This is a genomic window from Paenibacillus sp. FSL L8-0470, from assembly GCF_038008625.1.
GTDB lineage: Bacteria > Bacillota > Bacilli > Paenibacillales > Paenibacillaceae > Paenibacillus_AQ.
On sequence record NZ_JBBOZM010000001.1, the window covers coordinates 3,764,666 to 3,789,982 of the forward strand.

The 25,317-nt window shown below is 46.5% G+C and carries 19 protein-coding genes; 12 read left to right on the forward strand and 7 right to left on the reverse strand.

The genetic code is table 11. The features are described 5' to 3' along the window. Positions 1-117 precede the first annotated feature (117 nt). The 6 genes from NST99_RS17030 (at position 118) to NST99_RS17055 (ending at position 9,930) form a co-directional block, all read left to right on the forward strand. A complete protein-coding gene (locus NST99_RS17030) occupies positions 118-1,944 on the forward strand; it encodes a sensor histidine kinase (protein WP_341093263.1) in 1,827 nt (608 codons plus the stop codon). A 4-nt stretch (positions 1,945-1,948) separates the two neighbouring features. Then, positions 1,949-3,502 carry a response regulator transcription factor gene (locus NST99_RS17035; protein WP_341093265.1) on the forward strand — a complete coding sequence of 518 codons (1,554 nt, stop codon included), beginning with the start codon at positions 1,949-1,951 and terminating at the stop codon, positions 3,500-3,502. 253 nt (positions 3,503-3,755) lie between these two features. Beyond that, positions 3,756-4,685, forward strand: a complete 930-nt coding sequence (locus NST99_RS17040) for an ABC transporter permease (protein WP_341093267.1) — start codon at positions 3,756-3,758, stop codon at positions 4,683-4,685. Between the two features lie 27 nt (positions 4,686-4,712). After that, complete coding sequence (locus NST99_RS17045) at positions 4,713-5,663, forward strand: carbohydrate ABC transporter permease (RefSeq protein WP_341093268.1); 951 nt, start codon at positions 4,713-4,715, stop codon at positions 5,661-5,663. Positions 5,664-5,733: 70 nt separating this feature from the next. Then, positions 5,734-7,266 carry an ABC transporter substrate-binding protein gene (locus NST99_RS17050; protein ID WP_341093270.1) on the forward strand — a complete coding sequence of 511 codons (1,533 nt, stop codon included), beginning with the start codon at positions 5,734-5,736 and terminating at the stop codon, positions 7,264-7,266. Positions 7,267-7,278: 12 nt separating this feature from the next. Next, positions 7,279-9,930: an endo-beta-N-acetylglucosaminidase gene (locus NST99_RS17055; protein ID WP_341093271.1), complete on the forward strand. Its 2,652-nt coding sequence runs from the start codon at positions 7,279-7,281 to the stop codon at positions 9,928-9,930. 82 nt (positions 9,931-10,012) lie between these two features. On the opposite strand, the gene NST99_RS17060 is transcribed toward NST99_RS17055, so the two are convergent. Next, entirely contained in the window at positions 10,013-10,246 is a 234-nt protein-coding gene (locus NST99_RS17060) for an ankyrin repeat domain-containing protein (RefSeq protein ID WP_341097673.1), read from the reverse strand. A gap of 103 nt (positions 10,247-10,349) precedes the next feature. On the opposite strand from NST99_RS17060, the gene NST99_RS17065 reads away from it, so the two are divergent. The 4 genes from NST99_RS17065 to NST99_RS17080 all read left to right on the forward strand — a co-directional run bounded on the left by NST99_RS17065 (position 10,350) and on the right by NST99_RS17080 (position 14,898). Continuing rightward, positions 10,350-11,441: a hypothetical protein gene (locus NST99_RS17065; RefSeq protein ID WP_341093272.1), complete on the forward strand. Its 1,092-nt coding sequence runs from the start codon at positions 10,350-10,352 to the stop codon at positions 11,439-11,441. A 135-nt stretch (positions 11,442-11,576) separates the two neighbouring features. Continuing rightward, on the forward strand, positions 11,577-12,119 hold the full coding sequence (locus NST99_RS17070; RefSeq protein WP_341093274.1) for a GNAT family N-acetyltransferase: 543 nt from the start codon (positions 11,577-11,579) through the stop codon (positions 12,117-12,119). A gap of 575 nt (positions 12,120-12,694) precedes the next feature. Beyond that, on the forward strand, positions 12,695-13,117 hold the full coding sequence (locus tag NST99_RS17075; RefSeq protein ID WP_076112872.1) for a chemotaxis protein CheW: 423 nt from the start codon (positions 12,695-12,697) through the stop codon (positions 13,115-13,117). Between the two features lie 125 nt (positions 13,118-13,242). Beyond that, a complete protein-coding gene (locus NST99_RS17080; protein ID WP_341093275.1) occupies positions 13,243-14,898 on the forward strand; it encodes a DUF6138 family protein in 1,656 nt (551 codons plus the stop codon). 9 nt (positions 14,899-14,907) lie between these two features. Here the strand turns inward: NST99_RS17080 and NST99_RS17085 are convergent, their stop codons facing one another. Continuing rightward, complete coding sequence (locus tag NST99_RS17085) at positions 14,908-15,180, reverse strand: hypothetical protein (RefSeq protein ID WP_341093276.1); 273 nt, start codon at positions 15,178-15,180, stop codon at positions 14,908-14,910. A 441-nt stretch (positions 15,181-15,621) separates the two neighbouring features. Here NST99_RS17085 and NST99_RS17090 point away from each other — a divergent pair, with 441 nt between their 5' ends. Further along, positions 15,622-16,977 carry a DHA2 family efflux MFS transporter permease subunit gene (locus NST99_RS17090; RefSeq protein ID WP_341097674.1) on the forward strand — a complete coding sequence of 452 codons (1,356 nt, stop codon included), beginning with the start codon at positions 15,622-15,624 and terminating at the stop codon, positions 16,975-16,977. Positions 16,978-17,184: 207 nt separating this feature from the next. Then, positions 17,185-18,435 carry an MFS transporter gene (locus tag NST99_RS17095; protein WP_341093277.1) on the forward strand — a complete coding sequence of 417 codons (1,251 nt, stop codon included), beginning with the start codon at positions 17,185-17,187 and terminating at the stop codon, positions 18,433-18,435. Positions 18,436-18,597: 162 nt separating this feature from the next. On the opposite strand, the gene NST99_RS17100 is transcribed toward NST99_RS17095, so the two are convergent. From NST99_RS17100 to NST99_RS17120, 5 genes are all read right to left on the reverse strand, one after another. Continuing rightward, positions 18,598-19,716: a GerAB/ArcD/ProY family transporter gene (locus tag NST99_RS17100; protein WP_341093278.1), complete on the reverse strand. Its 1,119-nt coding sequence runs from the start codon at positions 19,714-19,716 to the stop codon at positions 18,598-18,600. A 16-nt stretch (positions 19,717-19,732) separates the two neighbouring features. Beyond that, positions 19,733-19,984: a hypothetical protein gene (locus NST99_RS17105; RefSeq protein ID WP_341093280.1), complete on the reverse strand. Its 252-nt coding sequence runs from the start codon at positions 19,982-19,984 to the stop codon at positions 19,733-19,735. 46 nt (positions 19,985-20,030) lie between these two features. Continuing rightward, entirely contained in the window at positions 20,031-21,233 is a 1,203-nt protein-coding gene (locus tag NST99_RS17110; RefSeq protein WP_341093281.1) for a Ger(x)C family spore germination protein, read from the reverse strand. A gap of 40 nt (positions 21,234-21,273) precedes the next feature. Beyond that, complete coding sequence (locus tag NST99_RS17115) at positions 21,274-22,869, reverse strand: spore germination protein (protein WP_341093282.1); 1,596 nt, start codon at positions 22,867-22,869, stop codon at positions 21,274-21,276. 251 nt (positions 22,870-23,120) lie between these two features. Next, entirely contained in the window at positions 23,121-25,172 is a 2,052-nt protein-coding gene (locus NST99_RS17120; RefSeq protein WP_341093283.1) for a serine hydrolase domain-containing protein, read from the reverse strand. Positions 25,173-25,317 lie beyond the last annotated feature (145 nt).

The following is a 25,317-nucleotide window of genomic DNA, read 5'->3' on the forward strand; positions in this document are numbered from 1 at the left end:
CCTTTTGACAATTGAAAGTTGAGGGGAAGGCACCGCATGTTCTATTTATTGCGCAAATTTAACGAACGGTGATACACTGAGTTGAAAATTGGCTCCGAAGGAGGCGGTCAGGCGCGAATGTCCAAGATCCGGACCTTTTATCAAAATCATCTGAAGAAAAAAATGTTTAACAAGATCCTCCTGTTCTACTCCATGGTCATGGTTCTCTTGTTTATTAGTGTCTCTATTTTGGCTTACCGCTATTATGAGCAGCGGCTCGTACGGGAGCAAATGGATGCGAGTCTTCAGGAACTAGACATTATCAGCATCAGTCTGAATCAGCAGAACGAACGGATGTATGGAGCGGTGCAGCAGATTTACACGGATGCGATGATTGGAGATGATCTGAAGTATTTCTTGGCTCATGATTATGAGAACTTCATCAAGTGGCGTCTGAATCAATATGCAAACAGCTACCGGACGGAGCGCAACAGCTTTGATTATCATTTACGCCTGCTGCTGAAGGAGGAAGCATCTATCTCGAACATCGTGCTGTACAGCTCGGACCAGGACTTTTATTACGTTCTGAACCGGGAAACGCAGCATTTTTACGATCAACCGGCGTTATCAGCCTCACATCAGAACTGGTACGAACGGTTCCGGAATCAGCCCTGGCAGTATATGGGCAACGAGCCGTTGTTCGAGGGAAAAGCCGCCGGGGAATCAACACCTTACAGCTACGTGAATGTGCTCAAGGACCCTGTGACGCTGAAGGAATACGGTGCCATCCTGTTCGAACTCAATACAAGCCGGATTAAAGGGCTGCTGCGGGAAAAATTGAACAATACGGGCAGTCGGATAATGCTGATCACGTCGCAGGGACAAGTGATTTTTGATTCGCAGGGGCGATACGATAATACCGTCTATCCGTATTGGAAGCAGATGACTAAGCCTGGCGATTGGGTGAATCTGGAGGAACGCTCCAAAGTACAATTGCTGAATATCGGGAATACAGGGATGGTCGCTGCTGCCATCATTCCAGAGTCTCAAATCGTACAGAGCCTTCAAACCTTACGTTTTAGTCTCACAGGGATCGTGGTCTTATGCATCATTATCAGCATCTCAGTGACGTTCACCGTTATCCGCCGCTACTCCAAAAAAATCCACAGAATTATCGTCTACATGCGGCGCTGGCAGGATGGCGATTTGAGCAAGCGGATCAAAATGGAGGGGGAGGATGAACTGCAGCAGATCTCGCAAAGCTTTAACTATATGTGTGACCGGCTGGAGTCCTATATCCAGACCGTCTACATCTCGGAGATCAAGCAGAAGAACGCACAGCTTGTGGCTCTGCAGGCGCAGATCAATCCGCATTTCCTGTACAATACGCTCGAGAGTATACGCATGAAGGCCATCAGTTCAGGGGCCAGGGATGTCGGTCAAATGATCTATATTCTCGCAACAATGTTCAGGCATTTGATCAAAAAACAAACACATGTCACTTTGGCCGAAGAAATCGAGCTATGCGGGATGTATTTGGCCTTGATCCAATACCGGTATGAGAACAAGCTGCAGGTGGAAACGAACATCGAGATGCCGGTCGCCGGAAGTATCGTGGTTAAACTGCTGATTCAGCCGATTATCGAAAATTATATCGTTCACGGCTTTCGGGCGGATGACGACGATAACCGGATTTCCATCACAGCTGCAGAACAGGAGAGACACATCATTATTCGTGTGAAGGATAACGGGAAAGGTATTGCGCAAGAGAAATTGATAGAGCTGCGCAAAGCGCTGCAAAGTGAGGGGGGAGCACCTTCGCGATCAAGTGATTCCCTGGGTCTAAAAAATGTACATGAACGCATTCGTTTGAATTATGGCAGCGAGTTTGGATTACGTGTGATCAGTGAGCAGGACAAAGGCTGTGAGGTTATCATCGAAATTCCATTCACAAGGGAGGACTAACCGAATGAGGAACGTATTGCTGGTGGATGACGAGCCACTCATTGTCGAAGGAATGCAGTCCATCATCGATTGGAATGCGAATCATATGCAAATTGCAGATACAGCGCGCAACGGGGTGGAAGCGCTAGCAAAACTGGACGGCTTATCCGTAGATCTAGTTATCACGGACATCATGATGCCCCAGATGACAGGACTTGAGCTGATCCGTGAGGTCAAAGTACGTAGTCCCCTCACTAAGTTCATCATTCTGAGCGGTTATGAGGAATTTAATTACGTGCGGGAAGGCATTACGCTGGGTGTCGAGAACTATTTGCTCAAGCCGGTCAATATCGACGAATTGGAAGCGACGATTAAGCATATGCAGAATGATTGGGAGCGCGAGGAAATCAGACAAATTCAAATGGATCAGAGCTGGAGGATTCTGAGGAATAATATATTGCAGCGGTGGGCTAACGAAACCATTGATGCCAAAGAGTTCCGGGAGCGCGCGCAGCTGCTGGAAATCCCCTTGACCAAGTCAAATTACAGCGCTGCTGCGCTGCGAATCGTAACCGATCACGAATTGGATGATCCGCAGGTTTACAGACCCATAATCGCCGAGCAGTGTGAAATCATAGGCAGAAACCAATTACCACACGGCTGTGAGATCATCTGCTTCCCTGATCAGGAAGGAGATATCATCGTGCTGTTCGCTTCAACCGGCATGGAAGAAGAATGGCAATATCATGCGCTTCGCGGGATGCAGCAGTGGATCACCGCAGATACAGGCGCCTGTGTATGGGGCGTGAAAGGGCAGTCCAAGCAATCCTACCTGGGGTTTCCGCAAAGCTGCAAACAAGTGAAGCAGTGGCTTCAGAATCATTTGTTTGGCGAGTCAGAAACTTTCGTAGTGATATCGGACAACGGAAGAGAAGCCGATCCTGCATATGAGCAAAGGGAGCCCGTTATGGATCAATTCCATAAGTTGCTCCGGGACGGGAAAAGTCTTGAGGTTGACCGGTTCATCGACGACTTCTTTGAAGTTCAGGCAGAGGAAGGGCACACGGCAAGAACGCCGTTCTTCAACTCCGCAATTCAGCTTATGCTGGCGGCCAAAACTTTGGAAAAGACTCCGGATTACGGAGGCGTATTCGGTCCCTTATCCAGAATTCATACTCGCAGCGGGCTGAAGCAGCTGGTGAAAAAGGTGATCCATCAAACATTTGATACCTACCATGCGACAGAAAGGGATTATAGCCCGCATGTGATGGCTGTACTCGATTTCGTAAAAAACACCTACAAAGAGGAGCTTTCGCTGAAGACGCTCAGCCAGAAACTGGACCTTCATCCGAACTATCTGGGGCAGCTGTTTCAACAGGAGGCGGGCACCAGCTTTTCCGAATATGTAAATCAGTACCGGATTGAACGTGCCACTCATCTGCTGCTGTACTCGGACAAAAAGACAGCAGAGGTAGCTACGGAGGTAGGCTATTGGGATACATCTTACTTTTACAGGCAGTTCAAAAAATATGCCGGCGTTTCCCCCACGGAGCTGCGTTCGATGTATATGAAAAGATAGGCCGTAACCTGTAGGTTTTAAAAAACACACCTTGCGAAGGTGTGTTTTTTAGTGAAATGAATGCGCTATCTTTAATTAATCCATCATTTTATTGTATTTTTCAACTATCTCGGCGGCTGCCCGGCTTTCATAATAAAGACAGGGGTGAACGGGAAGATCCAAAACACCAAATGAGCTGAAGTTAACCATTGTTGATTATAGGGGATAAACAGTGGATGAACTCAGCTACAAGTGAAACAAAGGAGGGACAGCCGTGCTAGGCATCTTGAAGAAACTGATGAAGAATAGGGCGTTTCTTCTGCTGGTATTGCCGGGAGCAGCGTGGTTTATTATTTTTGCATATTTGCCGATGTTTGGGACGATTATTGCCTTTAAGGATTTCCGGATTCATCCGGGGGGGTTTCTTGAAAGCGTTTTTAAAAGCGAGTGGGTCGGTTTCAAAAACTTCGAGTTTCTGTTCTCGACCGACGATGCTTATATCATAACGCGCAATACGATTCTTTATAACGTCGGTTTGATCATGCTTGGACTGGTTCTCGCGGTTACGCTTGCCATCATTATGAATGAGCTGTTAAATAAACGGCTGGCGAAATTATACCAAACCGCGATGTTTATGCCGTATTTCCTCTCATGGGTTATTATTAGCTATTTTGTATTCTCGTTCCTGAATGTAGAAAAGGGCGTGTTCAATCAGCTCCTTGTCTTCTTTGGCGAAGACCCGGTCAGTTGGTACAGCGAGACGAAATTTTGGCCGTATTTTCTTATCTTTCTGGGTCTCTGGAAAAATGCCGGATACGGGAGTGTCGTCTATCTTGCAGCAATCGCCGGGATCGACCGCTCTTATTATGAGGCAGCTATGATCGACGGTGCTACCAAATGGAATCAGATCAAGTTTATTACACTGCCGATGTTGAGGCCGCTTATGATCATTTTGACAGTTCTGGCACTGGGCGGCATCTTCCGCTCGGATTTCGGCCTATTCTACCAGGTTCCGCGGGATTCCGGCGCACTTTATCCGGTCACCAACGTTATCGACACATTCGTGTATCGGGGACTGACGATCATGGGCGATACAGGTATGAGTACAGCTACGGGCCTTTATCAATCCGTTGTCGGTTTGATTCTCGTTCTGCTCGCGAATTACGCTGTACGCAAAATTGAAAAAGATTATGCCGTATTCTAAAAAAAATCGGCAAGGGGGGTGCCTGCAATGAATGACTTAAGCGAATCTATGGAGAGATCGTTGCTCTATGCTCCCAGGAAGAAGACCAGGGACATTAATGCGATTAGTCCATTATGGAATTTTATATTTAATGTAGGGGTGTGCTTATTCGCCCTATCCTGTATCTTCCCGTTTATATTTATCATTATCATTTCCTTTACGGACGAGAAGACGTTGGCCATCAAGGGCTTCAGCATCCTGCCTGAGGTGCTCAGTCTGGACGCCTACCGGTTTCTAATGCGGTCCGGTGAACAAATGGTCCAATCCTTGGGCGTGACCCTGGCCGTAACGGTCATTGGAACTGTTCTGACGCTGTATCTCGTTTCTACATATGCGTACGCAATTTCACGCAAGAACTTTGACCAGCGCCGGTTCTTCAGCTTTCTTGCTTTCTTCACCATGTTGTTCTCAGGGGGACTGGTCCCGGGATATATCGTCGTTACGCAAGTACTTCACTTGCGGGATTCCATCTGGGCGCTGATATTCCCATCCATTCTGAACGCATTCTATATTATCGTTATGCGCACCTTCTTTACGACAACTGTACCGGATGCGATCATCGAATCGGCCAAGATTGACGGAGCAACCGAATTTGGCATCTACACACGTATTGTGCTGCCAATCTCACTGCCGGGTATTGCGACTATCGGGCTGTTCAGTACACTTGGCTTCTGGAATGACTGGTTCAATGCGCTTCTGTATATTGATAATCCAAATTTAATTCCACTGCAAACACTTTTAATCCGGATTCAGAACAATATGGACTTCATCGTACAGAACAGCAGCCAGGTAGTATCTTACGACATTGCTGCGACCTTGCCGACAGAAACGGTCCGTATGGCGATGGTTGTGCTGGCTACGCTGCCAATCGCGCTGGCGTATCCGTTTTTCCAGAAGTATTTTATCCAAGGACTTACGATTGGTTCGGTTAAAGAATAAGTTGGATAAGTTGAATCTGTCCGATCCAGGGCAGTGACAATAGATATTTATATTGATTAGGGGGAGACATATGAAGTCCAAGAAAATGGTATTGCTGATGGTTGTGTTTCTGTTTGCACTTGCTTCCACGTTGGCTGGCTGTGGCAGCAACAACACGAAGGAAAATAGTAATGGGAATACGCCGTCAGAGACCCAATCGGCTAGTCCAACGGAATCCGGCGACCAGACCGGGGATAAGCTGGACCCGGTGAAGCTCAAGGTATACCTGATCGGTGGTCCACAGCGTGACCTGCCAACGGTTCAAGAGGAAATGAATAAATATTTGACAGACAAAATCAACGCAACCGTTGACATCACAATGATTGACTGGGGCGACTACTCGAAACGTTTACCAGTTATCACTGCTTCCGGGGAGAATTACGATATCGCGTTTACCTCATCCTGGGCTTTTGACTACCTGCCGAACGCGACTCGGGGTGCATTTTTGCCAATCAATGATTTACTGGAAAAATACGGTCAGGATATTATAAAAGAACTCGACCCGCGTTTCCTGACCGGATCGCAGGTGAATGGCAAAAATTATGCCGTGCCGGTGAACAAGGAATTGGCTTCACAATGGGTATGGCGTTTCAACAAACAGTATGTCGACAAGTATAAGATGGATATTACAAAAATCCGCACCCTAGAGGATCTCGAACCTTATTTGAAACAAATCAAGGAAGGCGAGCCGGCTGACATTACACCACTTGCCGTACCGAAAGGCTTCAAGCCATATATGCCGTTCGACTTCCTCCTGGGCGATGAATTCCCGGTTGGTATGAATATGAATTCAACGGATGGTAAATACGTCAATATCCTTGAATCCGGTGAACTGAAAAGCTCGCTCAAAACCATTCGCAAATACTATCAAGCCGGATATCTGCGCAAAGATGTTGCAACTCTGGAAGGCATTGATAACATCAAGACAGGCAAATGGTTTGCTGACCGCGAGCAAACGCAGCCTTATGCAGAATTGGGCTGGTCGAGAAGTGCGGGTTATGACATCGTGACCTCTCCGATGCAGGATCCGGTAATCTTTACAGGCTCCGCTACCGGCTCTATGCACGCAATCTCGGCGAATTCCAAAAATCCGGAACGTGCGATGATGTTCTTGAACCTGCTCAATACGGACAAATATTTGCGCAATCTGATCAACTACGGTATCGAAGGTACGCATTACAAGAAGATCTCTGAAGACGTCATTGAAGATCTGCCGGCTATGAAAGACGGATACCAGATGCCGGGATTCGCATTAGGCAATCTTTTCCTGACCTATAGCCACAAGGAAGACCCTGCGGATAAATGGGAAGCGTTCAAAGAATTCAACAATTCCGCCAAGGTTGCTCCAAGCTTCGGCTTCAATTTTAACCCTGATCCAGTGAAGACCGAAGTGGCGTCTATCTCGGCGATCGTAAAAGAATTCTACCCACCTATCATGACAGGTGCAGTCGACCCGGATGAACATCTGCCGAAGGCAATCTCCAAGATGAAGGCTGCCGGTCTGGATAAAGTTATAGCAGAAGCACAGAAGCAATACGACGAGTGGAAAGCAGCCAATAAATAAGAGGAGGATGGCATGAAAAAGATAAGTGCAGGTTTTATCTTCTTAGTTGTGATGTGCGCTGCATTATCCACTTCTGCGTTTGCAAAACAGCCTTATTCATCCTATTGGTTTCCAGAGCAATTGCTTCAGTGGAGTCCGGTATCCGACCCGGATGCAGCATTCAACCGCAGTACAGTCCCGCTGCAGGACCGTTTTGTGGGAGCAGGGGTCAACCCGCATGCGACTAAAGCGCCTAAGGTCATGGCTTTATCGGCACTCAATTCGGGAACAAGCGGAGTACCCTCACAGGGCTCGGACAAATTCGGGGCGAACACGTTTAGCTATTGGCAATATGTTGACAAACTGGTCTATTGGGCGGGCTCGGCCGGCGAAGGGATCATCGTGCCTCCAAGCGCCGATACGATCGACGCAGCTCATAAGAATGGCGTGCCGATCCTCGGAACGGTATTTTTCCCGCCAACAGTGTATGGCGGGAAATATGAATGGGTGAAGCAGATGCTTCAGCAGAACAGCGACGGCTCCTTTCCTGCCGCTGACAAGCTGATCCAGGTGGCGAAGCATTACGGATTTGACGGCTGGTTCATTAACCAGGAGACTGAGGGTGGAACGCCGGCTGACGCACAGCAAATGAAAGCTTTCCTGAGTTATCTTGAATCGCACAAGTCTGCATCTATGCACATCGTATGGTACGATTCTATGACTAAAGAAGGCAGTATCAGTTGGCAGAATGCATTAAATGACAAAAATGCGATGTTCCTGCAGGACAATGGGAAGCAAATAACAGACAGCATGTTCCTGAACTTCTGGTGGAAGGATCTAAAAAGCTCGGCGGAGAAGTCCAAAAGCCTGGGCAGAAGTCCGTTTGACCTATATGCAGGCATTGATGTTGAAGCCAAGGGTTACGATACGAAGGTGAACTGGAATCTGCTGTTCCCGGAAGGAGAGCCTGCAGTTACTTCACTGGGGATTTACCGCCCGGACTGGGCTTTTAACAGCGCTGAGAGTATGGAGGATTTCTTCATCCGCGAGAACAAATTCTGGGTGGGTCCAAACGGAAATCCGGGCAATACTGTGAGCAGCCAAGCCTGGAAAGGAATCGCGAACGATGTGATCGAAGCATCCCCGGTAAACGAGCTGCCCTTCATCACCAGCTTCAACACTGGAAGCGGCCAGAAATATTATGTTCGAGGGAAGCAGGTGCGGGATAAGGGATGGAACAACCGGAGCCTGCAGGATGTCCTGCCGACATGGCGCTGGATCGCAGACAGCAAAGGAACACCGCTTACACCGGTGCTCGATTGGTCTGATGCATATTACGGCGGCAGCTCGCTGAAGGTATCAGGTGTGCTGAGCCATGACAATGCGACACATCTGAAGCTCTACAAGACTGATTTGAAGGTTGAAGCAAGTACGAAGCTGTCGGTTACGTACAAAACGCAAAGCAAGCCGAGCCTGAAGGTTGGCCTTGCTTTCGCAGACCATCCCGGCCAATTTGTCTTCCTTAACCTGAAGGATAAGACATCGCCAGGCTGGATTACAGAAACATTAAATTTGACCCCTTATAAAGGGAAACGGATCGTGGCGTTGTCACTGTATTTTGACACCAAGGATACGATAAGTGATTATGCCATACAAATTGGCCAGCTCTCCATCCAAAATGCCAACGAACCGATTCAACCGCTCACGGCTGTTCGCGAGCTTAAAGCCACTCAATCCGATTTCCGCAATGGGATGTATGGAGATGCCAGATTGCAGTGGAAACCGCTTAACCAGCAGGTGAAGCAGTACGAAATCTATCGTGTACTGCCGGATGGCAATGAGGTGCTAATGGGTGCAACGCCAAATCATGTGTTTTACGTCCCTGAGATGAGAAGAATTGACAAGGAAGCGGTCACGGTATTGAAGGTGGTTGCGGTCAATGGAAGATACGAGCAAGGTCAGGCCTCCAGCGTGCAGATCAGCTGGCCGGCTTATCCGAAGCCGGCTGCGGAATTCAAGGCCGATCGGACACTGGTGGCTCCAGGGGAGACGGTAAACTTCACCGACCTGTCGACCGAAGTGACAGAAGGCTGGTCATGGACCTTCGAAAGCGGAAGCCCGGCTGTCAGCACCTCGAAGAACCCAGTGGTAACGTTCAATCAGGAAGGCGTGTATAGCGTGACGCTGACTGCCACCAACAGCTCGGGTCAAGACACAATGACGAAAAAGGCGCTTATCACCGTAAGCAAGGAAGCCGGTGCGGTGAAGAATCTGGCACTTGGCAAAACTGCAACGGCCGATCATACCTGCGGGGAAAAGGAAGGAGCGCCTAATGCCGTAGACGGTAAAGTGACGGACAACAGCAAATGGTGCGCACTTGGCAATCTGCCTCACTGGCTTCAAGTCGATCTGGGCGCCGAGCATCAAATCAGTACCTTTGTCATCAAGCATGCTCAGAGCGGAGGAGAGTGGTCCGGGTTTAATACCAGCGATTACACCATTCAGGTGAGCAGTGATGGTACGAACTGGGCAGATGCCGTCAAGGTCCATGGAAACACGGCAGCCGAGACGACTGACGCGATTGCGCTAGTTAAAGCCCGCTATGTAAAGTTAATCATTACTAAGCCCTCACAAGGTGCCGATACAGCCGCGCGAATCTATGAGTTTGAGGTAAAGGGACTGTAATATAACACTTAAAATATCATCCTTATAATGAAGCAAATAAACCGCACGCCCTTCAATAAGGCGTACGGTTTATTTGCATTGTCTATTGATCCACTTCATGCCAGATAGAAGCGGCGTCAAAAAGCAGCGGTGATTTTTGATTAACATCTTGCTGATTGGGATTCGCACCTAATTTTTGCAAGAGTGAGGCGATCTTCGGATTGTTTTCGCCAATAGCATAATGAAGCGGGGTTCTTCCCATATAATCGCCCTGATTTAGATCAATGCCTTCCGGCCAATTCAGTATTGCATGACCAAATCGATGTATTATTGCCAGACGCTTGAGCTTCCTCTGATTTTATATATCGTGAATTGAAGGCCCTACCCACACCGCTGCATGTAACAGTAGAGGAAAATAATCCCTTTTGTCGAATGTATGTATGATGAGAGAGCTTGAATTATTTTCTGGGGAGAAGTGGACAGACATGATTAAACGTAAGAGGATTGTTCTTATTGTGGCCGTATTGACATCCATAATGCTAACCGGGGCAACTAGAATCGCTCCAAATCTTGAACAAGCACCCGAATTAAATATCAGAGTGCAAAAAATCGATTACCCTAAACCCTTGGAACCGTTGACAATCTTTTGGGCAAAAGATAATGAGGGGCTGTATAAGACGATTTTCGGTCCGGACAAGACGAAGACCACTATGGTCATGACCGGTATTTACAGCAATATCTTGTATGAAGATTACGAGACATTATATTTTCTGAAGCATGGGGTTAACCAGACAAGCGATATCTACAAGCTAGAAGTGTCCTCCAAAAGATTGACGCGCCTGACCAGCTTAGGGGGAATCGATCAATTTTTCCTCAAGAACAAGAGCATCTATTATATCACCAATAGCATGACTATCGAATCTGGCGTGTACCGGATGGCGCTGGATGGAAAGTCGAAGATTAGAGTTAGTTCAACCCTATTGGATGCGCAGGATAAAAGGTATCGGTATTACATTGGCTCAGGAATACAAACTGATGGGTTGGACGTCTATTTTCCGCTTATGCGACAGCCCTTGCCGTCCACTGGCGAGAAGTATATCGTGCAGAAAGACGATGAAATCGAATTTAACTGGAAAACCCCGAAGAACAATGAGGAGCAACTCTCTACTTATTTTTTCTATATGACAGATTACATGGGTGATGCAGATTCCGATTCGTTCGTTTTTGTAGAGCATGATGAGGAGGCAGACACGATTTACCTTCATCTGTTTAAAAAAGGTAATGAAATTGTTCGTAAAATAATCGGTTGGGAACTTGAGCCTTTGGACATCTTGCACGGATGGGCGTATTTCACCGCAAAGGCTGAAAACTTGGAAGCGGGAGGGACTTTCGCCATTCGGCTGGACGGTTCAGGACTGCGTCAGGTCGGTAACAATGAATTTTTACTATCCGACTACTTAGGTAGCATTAAGCGGAATCTTGTGTTCCAGAACCGTAACGACGGCACATTTACGATTATGAAGGAATTATGATTTCATTAGAAGTCGCCATATTGGCGGCTTTTTTTGTAGTAACGATATAAGCCGAAAGTGGCAAAATGCTAATATCCCAACCTTTCTTCCTGTGATATGATTATTTAATATATTTGTTAGTAGGGGATGGTGCAAATGTTAGATCAGCGAGTATACGTCCGGTTCCCGGAGGAAGCGGATGCCGAACAATTGACAGCAATGTTCAAGCGCAATCGGGAGTTTTTTGAGAAGTTTTCCCCAACCAACCCCGATGAGTTCTATACGGAGGAGCAGCAGCTCCAAATGATTAAGAAGAGTAAGGCCGATAGAGCAGAGGACCGGAAATATGACTTCATAGTATGCCACATGGCGGACGACCGGATTATTGGTAACATAGGGCTGTCCTTTGTTGTGCGGGGTCCGCTTCAGTGCTCCATGATCGGATACTGCCTGGACCAGGATTATAACGGCAAGGGCTATATGACGGAGGCTGTGAAGCAGGTGGTGCGCTATGCCTTCGAGGAGCTGAAGTTTCACCGGATCACAGGGGAGGCCTCTCCCCGGAATCCCGGATCCATGAGCGTGCTTGAGAATGCCGGCTTCCACAAAGAAGGTATCGCTCAAAGCAACGTAAAGATCAATGGGGTCTGGGAGGATCATCAGGTTCTGGCCATTATCAATCCCTCCGAGCGCATCTAGATATGGGGCCAATGGATGATCCATGTATGGAAAACATTCAACGCGGTGCTGAATAATATTACATATTGAAAATTACGTGGGTTCTAGCAGCGAGAAAAATCTTTAGGGAGGACATCTTTGTGACTTACTTTATATTGTCTATCATCTCTGCTCTCATTTGTTGGCCTGTGCACTATTCCTTGGTTAAAAGATACGGGACCTCTAGTTGGGTTCGTTTAATTCGCAAGGCACCGAAGGAGGCGTCCAAGCGTAAAAGGTTTATTGCAGAGGTTGCCATCATAAATATTATAGCTTTCGCAGGCATCATATTTTTAGGTTTATCCCTTGTAAGCTTTTGGGAAGCTCTCAAGACTATAGGCCCCTAACTTGAACAATTATATAATCGACCTTGATTGGCTTTGTGCCTATCGAGGTTTTTTTCAACAATCCATTATAAAATAAAAAAATTATCGTATCATATCTTCGTCACTTCCTTCCGAAAGTAAATAGAAAGACCTTATCAAAGTGTGATAAATTTGTTTGACTATAATAAACAACAAAGAGCTTATTTGACATCAGAAGGGGCTGGCTAATTTATGGACCAAATCATTGTATTCAAACTCGGAAATGAAGACTTTGGACTCGATATCAATACTATCGGGGAAATCCAAGATTCTAAAAAATCCACACCGCTTCTATTCGCCGAACCTTGGCACGAAGGGTTTGCAACTATTTACGGAGAACTCTACACAGTCATTAACCTGAGAATAAAACTGAATATTTCTCGTCAGGAACGCCGTGAACAAGACAAGTTCATCATCTTGCATACACATAAATTAGCTTTTGTTGTTGATTCTGTTGAAGACATTGCCTCCGCTGCTGATTCTGTCGTTCATGAACCTCCTGATAATCCCAATAAGCAAGTGATCGAGTGCAGGTATGAATCCAAGAATCGTATGATTTCTGTCTTGAATGTCCAAGCACTTATTGATTCAACACTTCTTAAGGCAAGTGAGTAACGATATCCATACAATTTTCTGGAACCCGCCATATAACTGGGTCCCGCGCCTAATTGTTCTGCCTTGGAGGACAGGCTATGATAGAAAGTAACTCATAACAGCACTATAAGGAGCACTTTATGGATATGGATCACACTTTAGAAACAATTCTGGACGAAATGAAACAGGAGATTGACAAATGGATAGCCTATATTAGCAATAAGGACGCAGAAAAAATCGTGAAACGTACCAAGCTGCAGGTGGGAATTCACGATCATGCTCTGCTCGAATATGCCAAGGGCAGGGTTGACGTGACGGATGATGAGCTCAATTTCACTTTACCTGGAGGTAAGGCCATCCCTGGCGAGTTGCTGAGCGAGGAAGAAGTGCGAGAGCAGATTGTCCCTGAGCTTGCTTCTTATATGCAGCATAAATTGAATGCGCTGCCTTCGGCGCTAATTGATTATCAATTTACTTTTGACGGCAAGTTTCGAACGCGGGAAGGCAGAGTCAACGTTCGTATTCTCGAATACGTCGACGAGACGAAGAAACAACAATTGCTGGAACAAATCTCCACCTATATTTCGGATAAGCTCGAAGCCGGAAAATATCCGACTAAACCCTTAGAGACATTCTTCCTCACCAGGCACCTGTTGGACGAGGGGCTGTTCCCTGACACAGATCCCGGTGTAATCATTTCTATTTTCGAGAACATTCAACATGTGAATAAAGGGAACAAGCATCTTGCCGAGCATCGCAATAATGTTACCGGGGCTTTGAGGAATTGGGTAGAGAAGCATTGGTTACCCTGTTATTTCGATAATATAGGGACACAGTGGCAGAAAGAATATAAGAAAAGAAGCGATGCCCGGCTGGAAAATACGGAGAAAGGTCCGATTGAACTGGCTCTCTATGCTGCAATCCTGATTCTTAAATACGAACCTTCCTATAGTAGAAGTGTGGGGCTGGACATTTTGAATTGCGCTATCGAATTGGGAAGCTCCCAAGCAAAACGTCTGACAAAGGAAGGCAGTGGAACGTTCTCCAAGGAGGACGTCAGCTTTCGCGATGAACTGGCGGAATACACAGCCAACGACGTGTTTGCCGAGGTGACCATAGCCATTAAGCAAGAAACGGAGGAGAGCTACGCGCGGGCACTCCGGTTTCTGACTCACTTACTAAGCCTGGGCTTCCCGAAAAGCTATCAAATCAAGCTGAAATCAAGCGTCAAGCAATGGCTGCCGATGAAAGGATTGGCCAAGTCGAGCACGCACCGCTTCTTTGCCAACGCTATGGAATATCCGAATTTGCACCCCTTACTGGAGGAGTACGCCCGGGTGGCGATGGAAACATTCGAATGGTATACGGATACGGAAGGCGAAAAAAATTGTATGCCGGGCAGTTATGCGGTCTTCGGCCTTGGACTCACAGATAGGATTTATTTTCCATTAGTAGAACAATACATGGGGATGGTTGACGAAGAACACCAGTCCGTTCAGAATCACTTCACAGTCGCGTTGGCCGAACGGCAGGGCATTCACTTGGAGACAATTCCTACGCTAGTGAAATGCATGCTGCATAGCACGGATTCGATGAAGCTGAAGATCCAAACCGATATGGAAGCTGAGGCTCATCTCCGGCTGCTGCTTGATCAAGTACGCGGTCTTCAGAACTATGAGGTGGAGCATATCGTTTATTTGATCTGGGGCGGAACGGACAAACTGAAGAAGATAGCCGCCAAAGCCGAAGGGGATCGGGAAAAGTGGCTTTCCGAGCTGGCGCAAGCCACCCGCCATGGTTAGCCCTGGGGCTTATTGGGATGGCAAAAGTTTAATTGGGGGAGCATCCTCTTCCTTATAATTCGGAATGAGTTGGACGAGACCTTTGTCTTCGTCAACAACCGGAACTTCAATCAGATTCCGATCTGAAATTGGAAGTTGAGAATCAGAAATTAATTCCGAGCTAACGTTGTCTATCATTGGTGATTCTACATATTGTTCATTGAGCGTATCCGACTTTCCAAAGACGAAGACAGTAGTAAATAGTAGGGCACTCAAACTTATATATTTGATACGTAATTTCATTATTCCTACCTCCATAGACGATTAAATTGAAGATTTAACTATATTCTACATTAAAGTGGGGGAGGATCGTAGCAATATCATGGAGATCGAGTCCTCTCGACCGCATCATTTACAATCAAAGATCCGTTAACTGCTCTTGAAGCAGTTAACGGATCTTTTTATTTTATAAGTGCAAGCACAGGAATAAGTGAAAATCAGATTGACAAAATAATCAATCAGATATATTGTAGATATTCGAAGTCTATTATTTATCTTGATTATAGATATATTGTATCTATAATGTAGTTTATTAATCTTGAAAGGATGATTCATAACTCATTCAATCGAAAGGGATAACTGTATCCATACACGCCTTGCAGCAGCTCGCTGCATCCGAATAGTACTTCTGAAAGCGGTGAAGATAGCTTGACTAATAAACCCAGCATTATTGTTGCCTCCCTGGTGGTTGCCAATTTTTTAGCCCAATTGATGCAAACGATGTTAAACACGGCGTTGCCGCGTGTCATGCAGGATCTTGCAATTCATGAGAATCAAGCACAGTGGCTGATTACAGTGTATTACCTGATGATAGGTATAACTGTTCCAGTTGCCGGATTTTTGATCGGAAAGTTTACCACGAGGGCCTTGTTCATGGCTTCTGTCGGAGCGTTCACAGCAGGAACACTGATTGCCGGGATCGCCTGGGGTTTCCCGCTAGTCCTGACGGGGCGTTTGGTTCAAGGCATCGGTGCGGGTCTGCTGTTTCCGCTGTTTCAGACGACAATACTAAGAGTCTTTCCGAAGGAGAAAATCGGTGCAGCGATGGGAGTAGTCGGTTTGGTCTTGGGGCTGGCTCCGGCGCTTGGGCCCACTCTGTCTGGGTTCGTGGTTCAGAACCATTCATGGAGACTGTTGTTTTACGCTGTGGCGCCGCTTGCAGCCGCCAATTTATTCTTAGCGCATTTCACGCTGCGGAATGTAGGAGAGACTCATCAGACTAAGCTCGACACCAGGTCCATTATCTATTCTTCACTCGGATTCGCCGGTATTTTGTATGGATTTAGCATTGTCGGGGAAGAAAAGGGAAATCCCGCTGTCGCTGGGGTCATCCTTCTGGCTGGATTCCTGATCGTGGCGGTGTTTATTAAAAGACAGCTCAAGCTCACGGCACCTTTGCTTGATTTCAAGCTGTTTCGGCACCGATCCTTTACCCGATCTTCCATTGTGGGGGTGATCTTGTTTGCGGTGATGGTGGGGGTTGAACTCCTTCTTCCTCTGTATGCACAGACGATAAGAGGCTTAACACCTCGGGAGTCCGGGCTTATGCTGTTGCCGGGTGCATTGCTGATTGGTGTCTCCGGTCTGATCTCAGGCAGACTATATGACCGGTTTGGGGTTAGCCGCGTAACTCAGGGAGGATTTATGCTCATTCTGATCATGGCATTAGCTCTTGCCCTCACGTTATCAATAGAGACGTCCTTTATTCTACTGGTTATAATGTATGCCCTGCTTATGTTTGGAGTAGGGACAGTGATGGCTCCAATTACGGCCTATGCCATGGCAAGTATCCCAAACACCATGGTTGCTCATGCTTCTCCAATGACGATCACGCTACGCTCGCTCAGCAGTTCAATAGGAGGTGCCTTACTTGTAACGATAATGACTTCAACTGCGAGCGCCAGTTCCTTATCCTTTCCGCTGGATATGCTCCAAGGCATCCACATTGCATTCTGGACATTGACGGCTTTTGCCGGATTAGGATTATACTTGTCATTTCATCTGCAAGAAGCGAGAAGGCTCAAACCTGCTAATATTTGATTTCTTAAATCAATCCTGCATTACCTGGCAGAATCCTCTGCCGGGTTTTTTGATAATTCCAGATTGAACGTCTCGTGGATATGCATTCTGAAATTTCAGACTTTAGAAGGATGTGCACGATGATGAGGTCAGTATAATTAGGAATTGAAAGGAGAGTCATTCGATTCATTAAGAAAAGTATTTTAGACAAATTGGGGGTTGAAAAGATTGAATAGGCATGAAAATAGCTCCAATGCACCAAGTCTGTTTCGCAATCGGTTCCTGCAGACGATTTTATTATCAAGTGTGCTCCTGCAGATCGGCATCTGGGTACGTAATTTCGCTATTCTCCTATACGTTGCGGATAGAACAAACAATGATCCCTATGCCATTTCGCTAATCAGCGTAGCTGAATTCGCGCCTATTTTTGTTTTTTCTTTCATCGGTGGCACATTTGCCGACCGCTGGAGGCCGAAGCGAACGATGATCTGGTGCGATCTACTATCCGCGGTGTCGGTATTCGTAGTACTTCTAACTATCCATTACGGTTCCTGGCATTCCGTTTACCTTGTCGCCTTCATCTCAGCTATTCTTTCGCAGTTCTCGCAGCCTTCAAGTATGCGATTGTTTAAGTATCATGTGCGGGAAGAACAGCTGCAGCAAGGGATGGCTTTATTCCAATCGCTGATGGCTATCTTCATGGTGCTTGGTCCTATGCTTGGCACCTTCGTTTACAGCAAGTTTGGCCTTGAAACTTCGATCGCTGTAATGGGCGTGGTATTTCTGCTTTCTGCACTCGTCCTTATCCGGCTGCCTGAGGATAATATGGAACCTCAGACAGCTGCTGTAAAAGGGCAGTTCCGTAAAGATTTTATTGAAGGCTTCCGTTATGTCTGGCAAAGCCAAGTGCTGCGTATGCTTGGACTTGCGTTTATTCTCGCGGGACTCGCTGTTGGCATAGCCCAAGCGCTCAACCTGTTTATTGTAACGGAGCGGCTAGGCAAAAGTGAGGAGTTCCTGCAATATCTGCTGATGGTGAATGGTGCAGCCATGCTGATCGGGGGCGGGATCGTAGCCGTATTCGCGAAGCGGGTTCCACCGCAGCTACTTCTTGCGATAGGGATGCTGGCAGGCGCGGTCTGTACGGTCATTGTCGGGTATTCGACGAGCGTTCCGGTTACGCTGACTGTTCAATTTCTCAATGGGCTTGTTTTCCCTTGCATTCATATTGGGATTAGCACAATGATTCTGAAATGGTCACATGCTTCCATTGTCGGCCGGGTGAATGGGGTTCTGAATCCGATGTTCGTTGGGATGATGGTCGTTTCCATGTCTTTCGCTGGTGTGTTAAAAGATGCCTTCTCGCTGGGTACGATCTATAGCGGAGCAGGATTATTATTTCTTCTTGGCGCACTGGTCATGTTGCCGATCATGAACCAAAAAGCACCAGATCACGCACATATGACACAAGAGACATAATATCGAGATCTCTATAAGGTTTAAATGAAGAAGAACCGGCCATCAATAAGTGGCCGGTTCTTCTTCATTCCATGGTGGTTAACCTTCAGGGAGTACCGGCAAGAATCGGGATGGTTGTTTTAAGCTCGGCCATCTGACTGGCCAGGCGGTGCCCAGTGTGACTTACCCGTTGGATTCTGTTCTTTTCTTTGACCATAGTTTTCGTATCACATGAATACTGAGCAGCAGTAAAGGCAAAAGAAGCCCTATAGATAACGTATAAGATAACCATACTGTCCCATCCCACGTTTGTTGGTAAGGGACATTCGGATATATGACTACCGACATGACAACCAAGATCATTCCGAGTGGTGAAACTAGAGGCCGATAATCTTCTAATTTAAAAATTTGAGCAATGGCCAACACAATTACGTATATGTATATAGTGACCCTAAAATAGAGCGAAATAAACCACATGATGGCCATGATGGCTTCAATGCGCTGCAGAAAATTGCCGATGTTGATTTTCTGGGCTAACGAATAGCTTGGAAATATACTTTTTGCCGTTAAATCAGCTCCTAAAACCAAAATCGACAATGCAACAATCAGGACCATCATCAGCCCGCCAAGCATGCTTCCGTTGAAAAAAGCTTTACGGGCATTATCAATACGATTCACAGCCGGAAAAATCATTAACAAAGCGATATGGGGTAGAAACAAAACACTGATAAAGGATAGTGCAGCAGGCCAGATCGGCCCTATTCCTGCTTCCAGCACGGGCTCGACATTTTCCAGTTTGATCTCAGGCCCAATTAAAATAACTAAAGAAATATAAAGAAGGATAAATAAGGGGAACAATAGTTCAGCAGAACGGGCAAATGTTTCAATTCCAAGCCGTGCCCCCATGACTACAATGACGGCAAAAAGAATATTTACGGATTGAGCCGGCGTTTCCGGCATGATTTGGGTAGTTAGAAAATTTCCTACATCATACAACGCTGAGGCAGGACCACTCAAGAAAAGAGTAACGATCAATAGAAGAGAAATGGTTTTGCCCAACCATTTTCCGAGAAGGGCTTCAATGATCTCAACCAATGTCATCCGTGGATAAAGGGTCGCTATTGTGTTGTAAATCCATACGAGGAAAAAACCGGATCCCACGCCAACAAACGCAGCGATCCACGCATCCTGTTTGGCCAGGAAGGCCATACCTGAGGGAATGACAAGGATTGCGCTGCCGATCGTAAATAAAGTCGTTAAGACCATAAATTGACGTCCGGAGATTTTGACTTGCTTAGACACCACTTTCACCTCGTTTTTATTTTATTAGACCGATATGGGTTAGAAAATCAGTGAATGGTTTATACACAATTGTAATCCAATCCAAAGGGGTGGGAATATCCCATTGCAATGCCTTGGCGCTGCTGATCCCCACCCCAAGGAGGAGCAGGATGGAAAACACCCATAGCTCCTTTTTTAACCTTTTTCTCAACATGTAGGGAACTTCGAGAAATATGATCGCAGCAGCGGACAGCATTATTCCCAGTATGACCGCCATCTGGGTTAGCATCGTTAATCACCTTCTTTCGCATGGTAAAATGATACCGATTGGCAGCCTACTTCTTAATTTCATTCAGGAATGAGCTTCCAGTCGTACCCAAGCGTCGAATCCTGAAATCAACTTTGATGTTCACCGGCAGTTCTGCAAAGTACTCATTATCCCAATTTTGTTTCAGTGACTTCCAAGCCTTCGGGTTACTGCGGTGAATGGCTTCACCGAATCCGAAAATGTCAGCTTTGTACGATTTTTGAGCCTTCTTGATGGCAGACTCTATCACTCCTGCTATCTTTTCTTCGCTTCTCTTCTGAAGGTCATAAATCGTGCTCACCTTAGTCAGATCCAGTTCGCTACACTCAACTTCCCCCACGTTGGCTTCAATCTTAAGGTGAATATTGATCTGGGGCTCCCCTCTATAAATGTACCCTTTCATGGAGGCATGGGTCCGGATGATTTCCATTACGACTTTGCCACCTTTAGGACAGGCTACAAAGCCAACAGAGCTTTTCACTTTGCCGAGGATGAAGTTGTAACCCTTACTTTCTGTTTCATTTAACCAGCCGATCAATCTGTCTTTTTTGAATACAGCAAGCCCAGAAAATTGTAGGCTAGTAGGGGGGGAGATCTTTTCGACATTCTTTTTTGTTTCTCCAGAGTCTTGATCTCCAGCGATTTGAAGTCCAGTCAAGATAGGCTGCTTTCCTTCACTTATGAGATCGGCCATTAATTGGTCTAAGGTTACCGTTGTACTGGGGGACCAGTTTTTTTCCGAAGATTCCAGGGATGAGAATAGCTTGTCTGCTGGAATAGGATCAAAGGGCGTCATGATTTTGAGCGTATCCTCCGCACTTGCGCCTTTCGATATTACAAGGTAAAAATCGGAGCGGAATTCATGGTCCCTGGACAGGAAGTCCATGGCTTTTGCTATTCCTTCCATGGCCATCGACTCGCTGATCACGCATATGCGAAGGTGGGGAAAATAGATTTTTCTAGGGCTTAGCGTTGTTATTTTTCGGACCGCTTCAAATACGGTATCGGCTTCCGATGTATACAATATGGCGGGGGCCCGCCCGCTTGCCCCTTTTTGGGTAGATACTTCTCCAGGATCTACGACTTGGACAGAAACCCGGAATTGATCTCCCTGTTTATCAATTCCCAAACCAACGGCGATTGCAAGCTCATTCAATTCTTTGCGGTTCCAACAGCCAGTCAGAAGCGTGCCCAGTGTAAGAATTAGAAAAAGAAAGGCCTTCCGTTTCAAGCTTGTCCACTCCTTTCCATCCGCACTTGTCTCCTCTGGTTTAATCCCGTGATTTTCGGGATGAAGCGTTGTTTTGGCGATTCACGTTCTTCTGATTAAGTAACCGGGGACGGGAGACCATCATCCAGTGCGGGAGCCGTATTAACGTATCCTTGTTGTCTGCCGGGATCAGGGGCGCAAGCGGACTCATATACGGAACGCCGAAAGAACGAAGGCTGCACAGATGCAGGATGAGGGCAATGCCTCCGATGATGATCCCGTACAGCCCAAATGAAGCGGCTAGTCCCATCAAGGGGAACCGCAGCATACGAAAAGCGATGGACATATTATAGGCAGGGAGAAGAAAGCTGGAAATCGCGGTAATAGACACGACAATCACCATTGCTGCAGATATGATGCCCGCCTCGACGGCTGCTTGCCCGATGACAAGTGTGCCTACGATAGAGACGGCTGCCCCGATGTACTTCGGCATGCGAACGCCAGCTTCCCGCAATATTTCAAAGGTCAATTCCATCATGAGTGCTTCGATAAAAGCGGGGAAGGGAACAGCCTCCCGCTGTGCTGCCAGACCGATCAGCAGTGAGGTCGGCAGCATTTCCTGATGGAACGTAGTGATGGCAATATATAAGGATGGACCGAACAGGGAGATAAAAACCCCGGTGTAACGAATAATCCGGATGAAGCTGCTGATGTCTGCACGCTGATAATAATCCTCTGCCGAATGCAGGAAGGATACAAACAGCGCAGGTACGACAAGCACAAACGGGGTTCCATCAATTAGGATAGCGACCTTTCCTTCCAACAGTTCGGCGGCGATGACGTCTGGGCGTTCGGAGTTGTACACTGTTGGAAAAGGGGTGAAAGTTTCGTCCTGGATTAACTCCTCGATATACCCGCTTTCGAGAATACCGTCTATATCAATATGATTCAATCGCTCATGCACTTCCTCGACCAATTTATGGTTCGCGATCCCTTTGATATACATGACAGCGACATCGGTCTTGGTCACGCGACCGATTTGTTTTGTTTCCAGCCACAGATTCGGATCTTTAATCTTGCGCCGGATCAAGGCCGTATTCGTGCCCAGTGTTTCCGAAAATCCTTCCCGCGGTCCACGAATGACATTTTCCGAGGCAGGTTCGGTGACACCGCGATCCTTCCATCCACGTGCGCTGACCACTATTCCCTTTGTCTCACCGTCAATCAGGATGATTGCATCCCCGGACAACAGAGCGTTATATAAGGTATCAAAGTCGGTAATATCCCGGATGTCACCGATGGTCAGAGCGTAATCTTTCAAAATCTGCAAGACATTGGAGGAGATTTGAATCCTGCGGTTCACGTCCTCAGACAGGCTGCTATCGAGCATCATCGACTTCATGATGAAGTCGGAGACTATATTTTTATCCACCAAGCCGTCGGTATAGAGGATCGCGATGATTTGGCTCCCGTCCTTGCCAATGCGAACTTCTCTGATGATAATGTCGGTGCTGTTACCGACGGTTTGTCTGATCTGCTGAAGGTTTTGTCCAAGACATGCACTGATCGGTTCCTCTGAATGTGCAGGTTGACTCTCGCTGTGCTGGACCTGGGGCTTTTTAACTTTGTTAAGGGGGTTGCTTTTACGAAAACGCATGAACGTTCTCCCTCTCCTTAAGGATTCTTTTAATCCAGTATGGGCGCAGAGGTCTCCTGATAAACTTATTGTTGGAATTTCATTGTAGAAGGCGGGTACAAATCAGAAGTGACTGCACCTTTATTGAATATGTAGAACCTGAAGGACAATTAAGGATTCGATAAAAAAACAGCCTGATTTCAGTGAGTCTCCACCGAAATCAGGCTGTTTTTTTAATGTAACTCCAGGGATCATCCTGTTGTTCCAAACCTCTATTTCTTCATACTAATCTGAAAAACATCTCCTGCCTCGCCGCCGAAAACAATCATCCCGCCTTTTGGGAGAGCGACTGGCTTATCTTTATTAAAGATAGAGGAGAACACAAGCATTCCTTTCTCATCGTAAACGACGAATCCTCCGGTTGCAGGAGCATCAACGCTCATCATTTTAGCAGCTGATTTGTCACCGATTTTGAACCATACGGCATGACCGCTATCCTCAATCGTGCAGATTGAAGTTTTTCCGCCGTAGATCGGATTAACAGCATCCTCACTTAGATAAGACTGACCATCTATTGTCAAATACTCTTTGTTGTTCACGGTATGGAAGCTCAAATTGAAGGCATCCCTTCCGCTCATAACCGGAATTTCAACGGCATTTACAGCTGTATGCTCATCAACAATTTTAGTGCCTGATGCATAGCCGTTTTCACTATCCACAGCTATATTTTTGACTAAGATGGCAGGGGAGAGATAGAATAGCGAATTGATCTTTTCTCCCAACTCATAGTAATTTTTACCGTTTCTTTTTTCCCATGCGGCTTTGGTTGCCGGTTGCAGAGGATTGGCTTCAAGCTTCTGATATTCATAGGTGACCATAATCGTTTGCCCGATTCCAGGGATATCCACATATGAATCAAGCTTAATATAGGTATTTCCATTTGATTGTTTGTCAAAGCTTATCGTCACATTGCCATCGTTGTTTTTGAATTGTCCTTTGCCTGTATACACATAGGTTTGTGGCGGGATAATCCCCCCGACCAGAGCGGGAAGCTTCATCTCTCCGTTCTTCATCTCCACATCTATCGTTGTGCCAACTGCGCCGTATAATCCAGAATAAGCGAGCTGCTCCTCAGGCATGTTGACCTTCACAGATGGTTCAAAGGTTCGATCCGGCAAAATCTCTTTAATCTTGCCTTTGTCCTGCAAATATTCAAGTAGAACGTTAGATGCAAAAATACTATTGTAGATCGAACTCCCTCCCGATGACAGGACAGCGATTGAAATATTATGCTCAGGCAATGAAGTTAAGGCAGCATGATACATAATGGTATCCCCGCCTTTGGATAAGGCCTTGATGCCGTAATCATCAAACGGAGCCAAGCTAACGGCATCCCAGCCTAAACCATAGTTATAGATGTTTGTCTCCTCAGGTACCCATAAGCCATTTCTATATTCAGGATTTTGCATCGCGGTGGATGACTTCTCTGATAAAATATTCGTCCGATTACCGATCAAAACATCCCCGAAAATTGTAAGCTCTTCAGCAGTGGAGTAGAGCCCGCCTGCACCAATGACGTTGGCATTCTCAACGGGTAAAGCCTGTTCCATTGTAGGGTAATAGGTTTTCGCCAGTTTTTCTCTGTCAAAAGCACTAAGCGGCGTTTGGGTGGAGATTAATTTCAGCGGCTGGATAACCTTCTGATCCAGAAATTCGGTATAGCTTAAGCCGCTTACTCGTTCCACGAGGATTTCCAGCAGCTGAAATCCATCGTTACAATACACCGAATATTCGCCCGGGTTGGACTTTAAGCGCTCGGATTGAAGCCTCAGCAATAACTCATCATGACTGCGGGTATCATTGTCATCGAACAGCATGCTATTTGCATAATGAGTTCCGTAAAGCCCTGACGAATGATTCATAAGCATGCGTGGTGTAATTTTCTTATATCTTTCGTCGGCCATGGTAAAATCCCTGATATACGTGACAAGCGGTTGATCAATATCTATTTTGCCTTCATCAGCCAGCATCATCGCTGCTGCCGTTACATGCATTTTGCTGACGGAGCCGATACCAAACATCGTGTCCTTCGTAATTGGAGCGTTGGTGGCTTTATCCTGGACACCCGCGCTGTCCGATAATACAATCGATCCCGAATCCATAATGGCGTACTGCAAGCCGGTTACCCCATAGTCGGACACGATTTTTGCAGCCAGTTTTTGAGCCTTCTCCTGTACGGTTTCCTTGCTGATTTGTGCTGAAGCCGAACTCATGGGTATGACCACGAGCATAGCTGCCATTACTACAGTAATGATTTTCTTCATGATAACTTCCTCCTTAGGTTCCTTTACCGGAATTCACCGGGGTTTAATGGTCTGTATTCAGCATACAAGAGAGGAGGCTGGTATATGCAAAAACACCCCGAAACGCTAAAAAACAATCCCTAAACAACAGCTTGTTTAGGGATTG

What these genes read in the sequence shown, in the direction of transcription:
- NST99_RS17030 (WP_341093263.1), top strand. Translation starts at nt 118, where the DNA reads ATGTCCAAGATCCGGACCTTTTATCAAAATCATCTGAAGAAAAAAATG.
- NST99_RS17035 (WP_341093265.1), top strand. Translation starts at nt 1,949, where the DNA reads ATGAGGAACGTATTGCTGGTGGATGACGAGCCACTCATTGTCGAAGGA.
- NST99_RS17045 (WP_341093268.1), top strand. Translation starts at nt 4,713, where the DNA reads ATGAATGACTTAAGCGAATCTATGGAGAGATCGTTGCTCTATGCTCCC.
- NST99_RS17050 (WP_341093270.1), top strand. Translation starts at nt 5,734, where the DNA reads ATGAAGTCCAAGAAAATGGTATTGCTGATGGTTGTGTTTCTGTTTGCA.
- NST99_RS17055 (WP_341093271.1), top strand. Translation starts at nt 7,279, where the DNA reads ATGAAAAAGATAAGTGCAGGTTTTATCTTCTTAGTTGTGATGTGCGCT.
- NST99_RS17065 (WP_341093272.1), top strand. Translation starts at nt 10,350, where the DNA reads ATGATGAGAGAGCTTGAATTATTTTCTGGGGAGAAGTGGACAGACATG.
- NST99_RS17070 (WP_341093274.1), top strand. Translation starts at nt 11,577, where the DNA reads ATGTTAGATCAGCGAGTATACGTCCGGTTCCCGGAGGAAGCGGATGCC.
- NST99_RS17075 (WP_076112872.1), top strand. Translation starts at nt 12,695, where the DNA reads ATGGACCAAATCATTGTATTCAAACTCGGAAATGAAGACTTTGGACTC.
- NST99_RS17080 (WP_341093275.1), top strand. Translation starts at nt 13,243, where the DNA reads ATGGATCACACTTTAGAAACAATTCTGGACGAAATGAAACAGGAGATT.
- NST99_RS17085 (WP_341093276.1), bottom strand. Translation starts at nt 15,180, where the DNA reads ATGAAATTACGTATCAAATATATAAGTTTGAGTGCCCTACTATTTACT.
- NST99_RS17105 (WP_341093280.1), bottom strand. Translation starts at nt 19,984, where the DNA reads ATGCTAACCCAGATGGCGGTCATACTGGGAATAATGCTGTCCGCTGCT.
- NST99_RS17115 (WP_341093282.1), bottom strand. Translation starts at nt 22,869, where the DNA reads ATGCGTTTTCGTAAAAGCAACCCCCTTAACAAAGTTAAAAAGCCCCAG.
- NST99_RS17120 (WP_341093283.1), bottom strand. Translation starts at nt 25,172, where the DNA reads ATGAAGAAAATCATTACTGTAGTAATGGCAGCTATGCTCGTGGTCATA.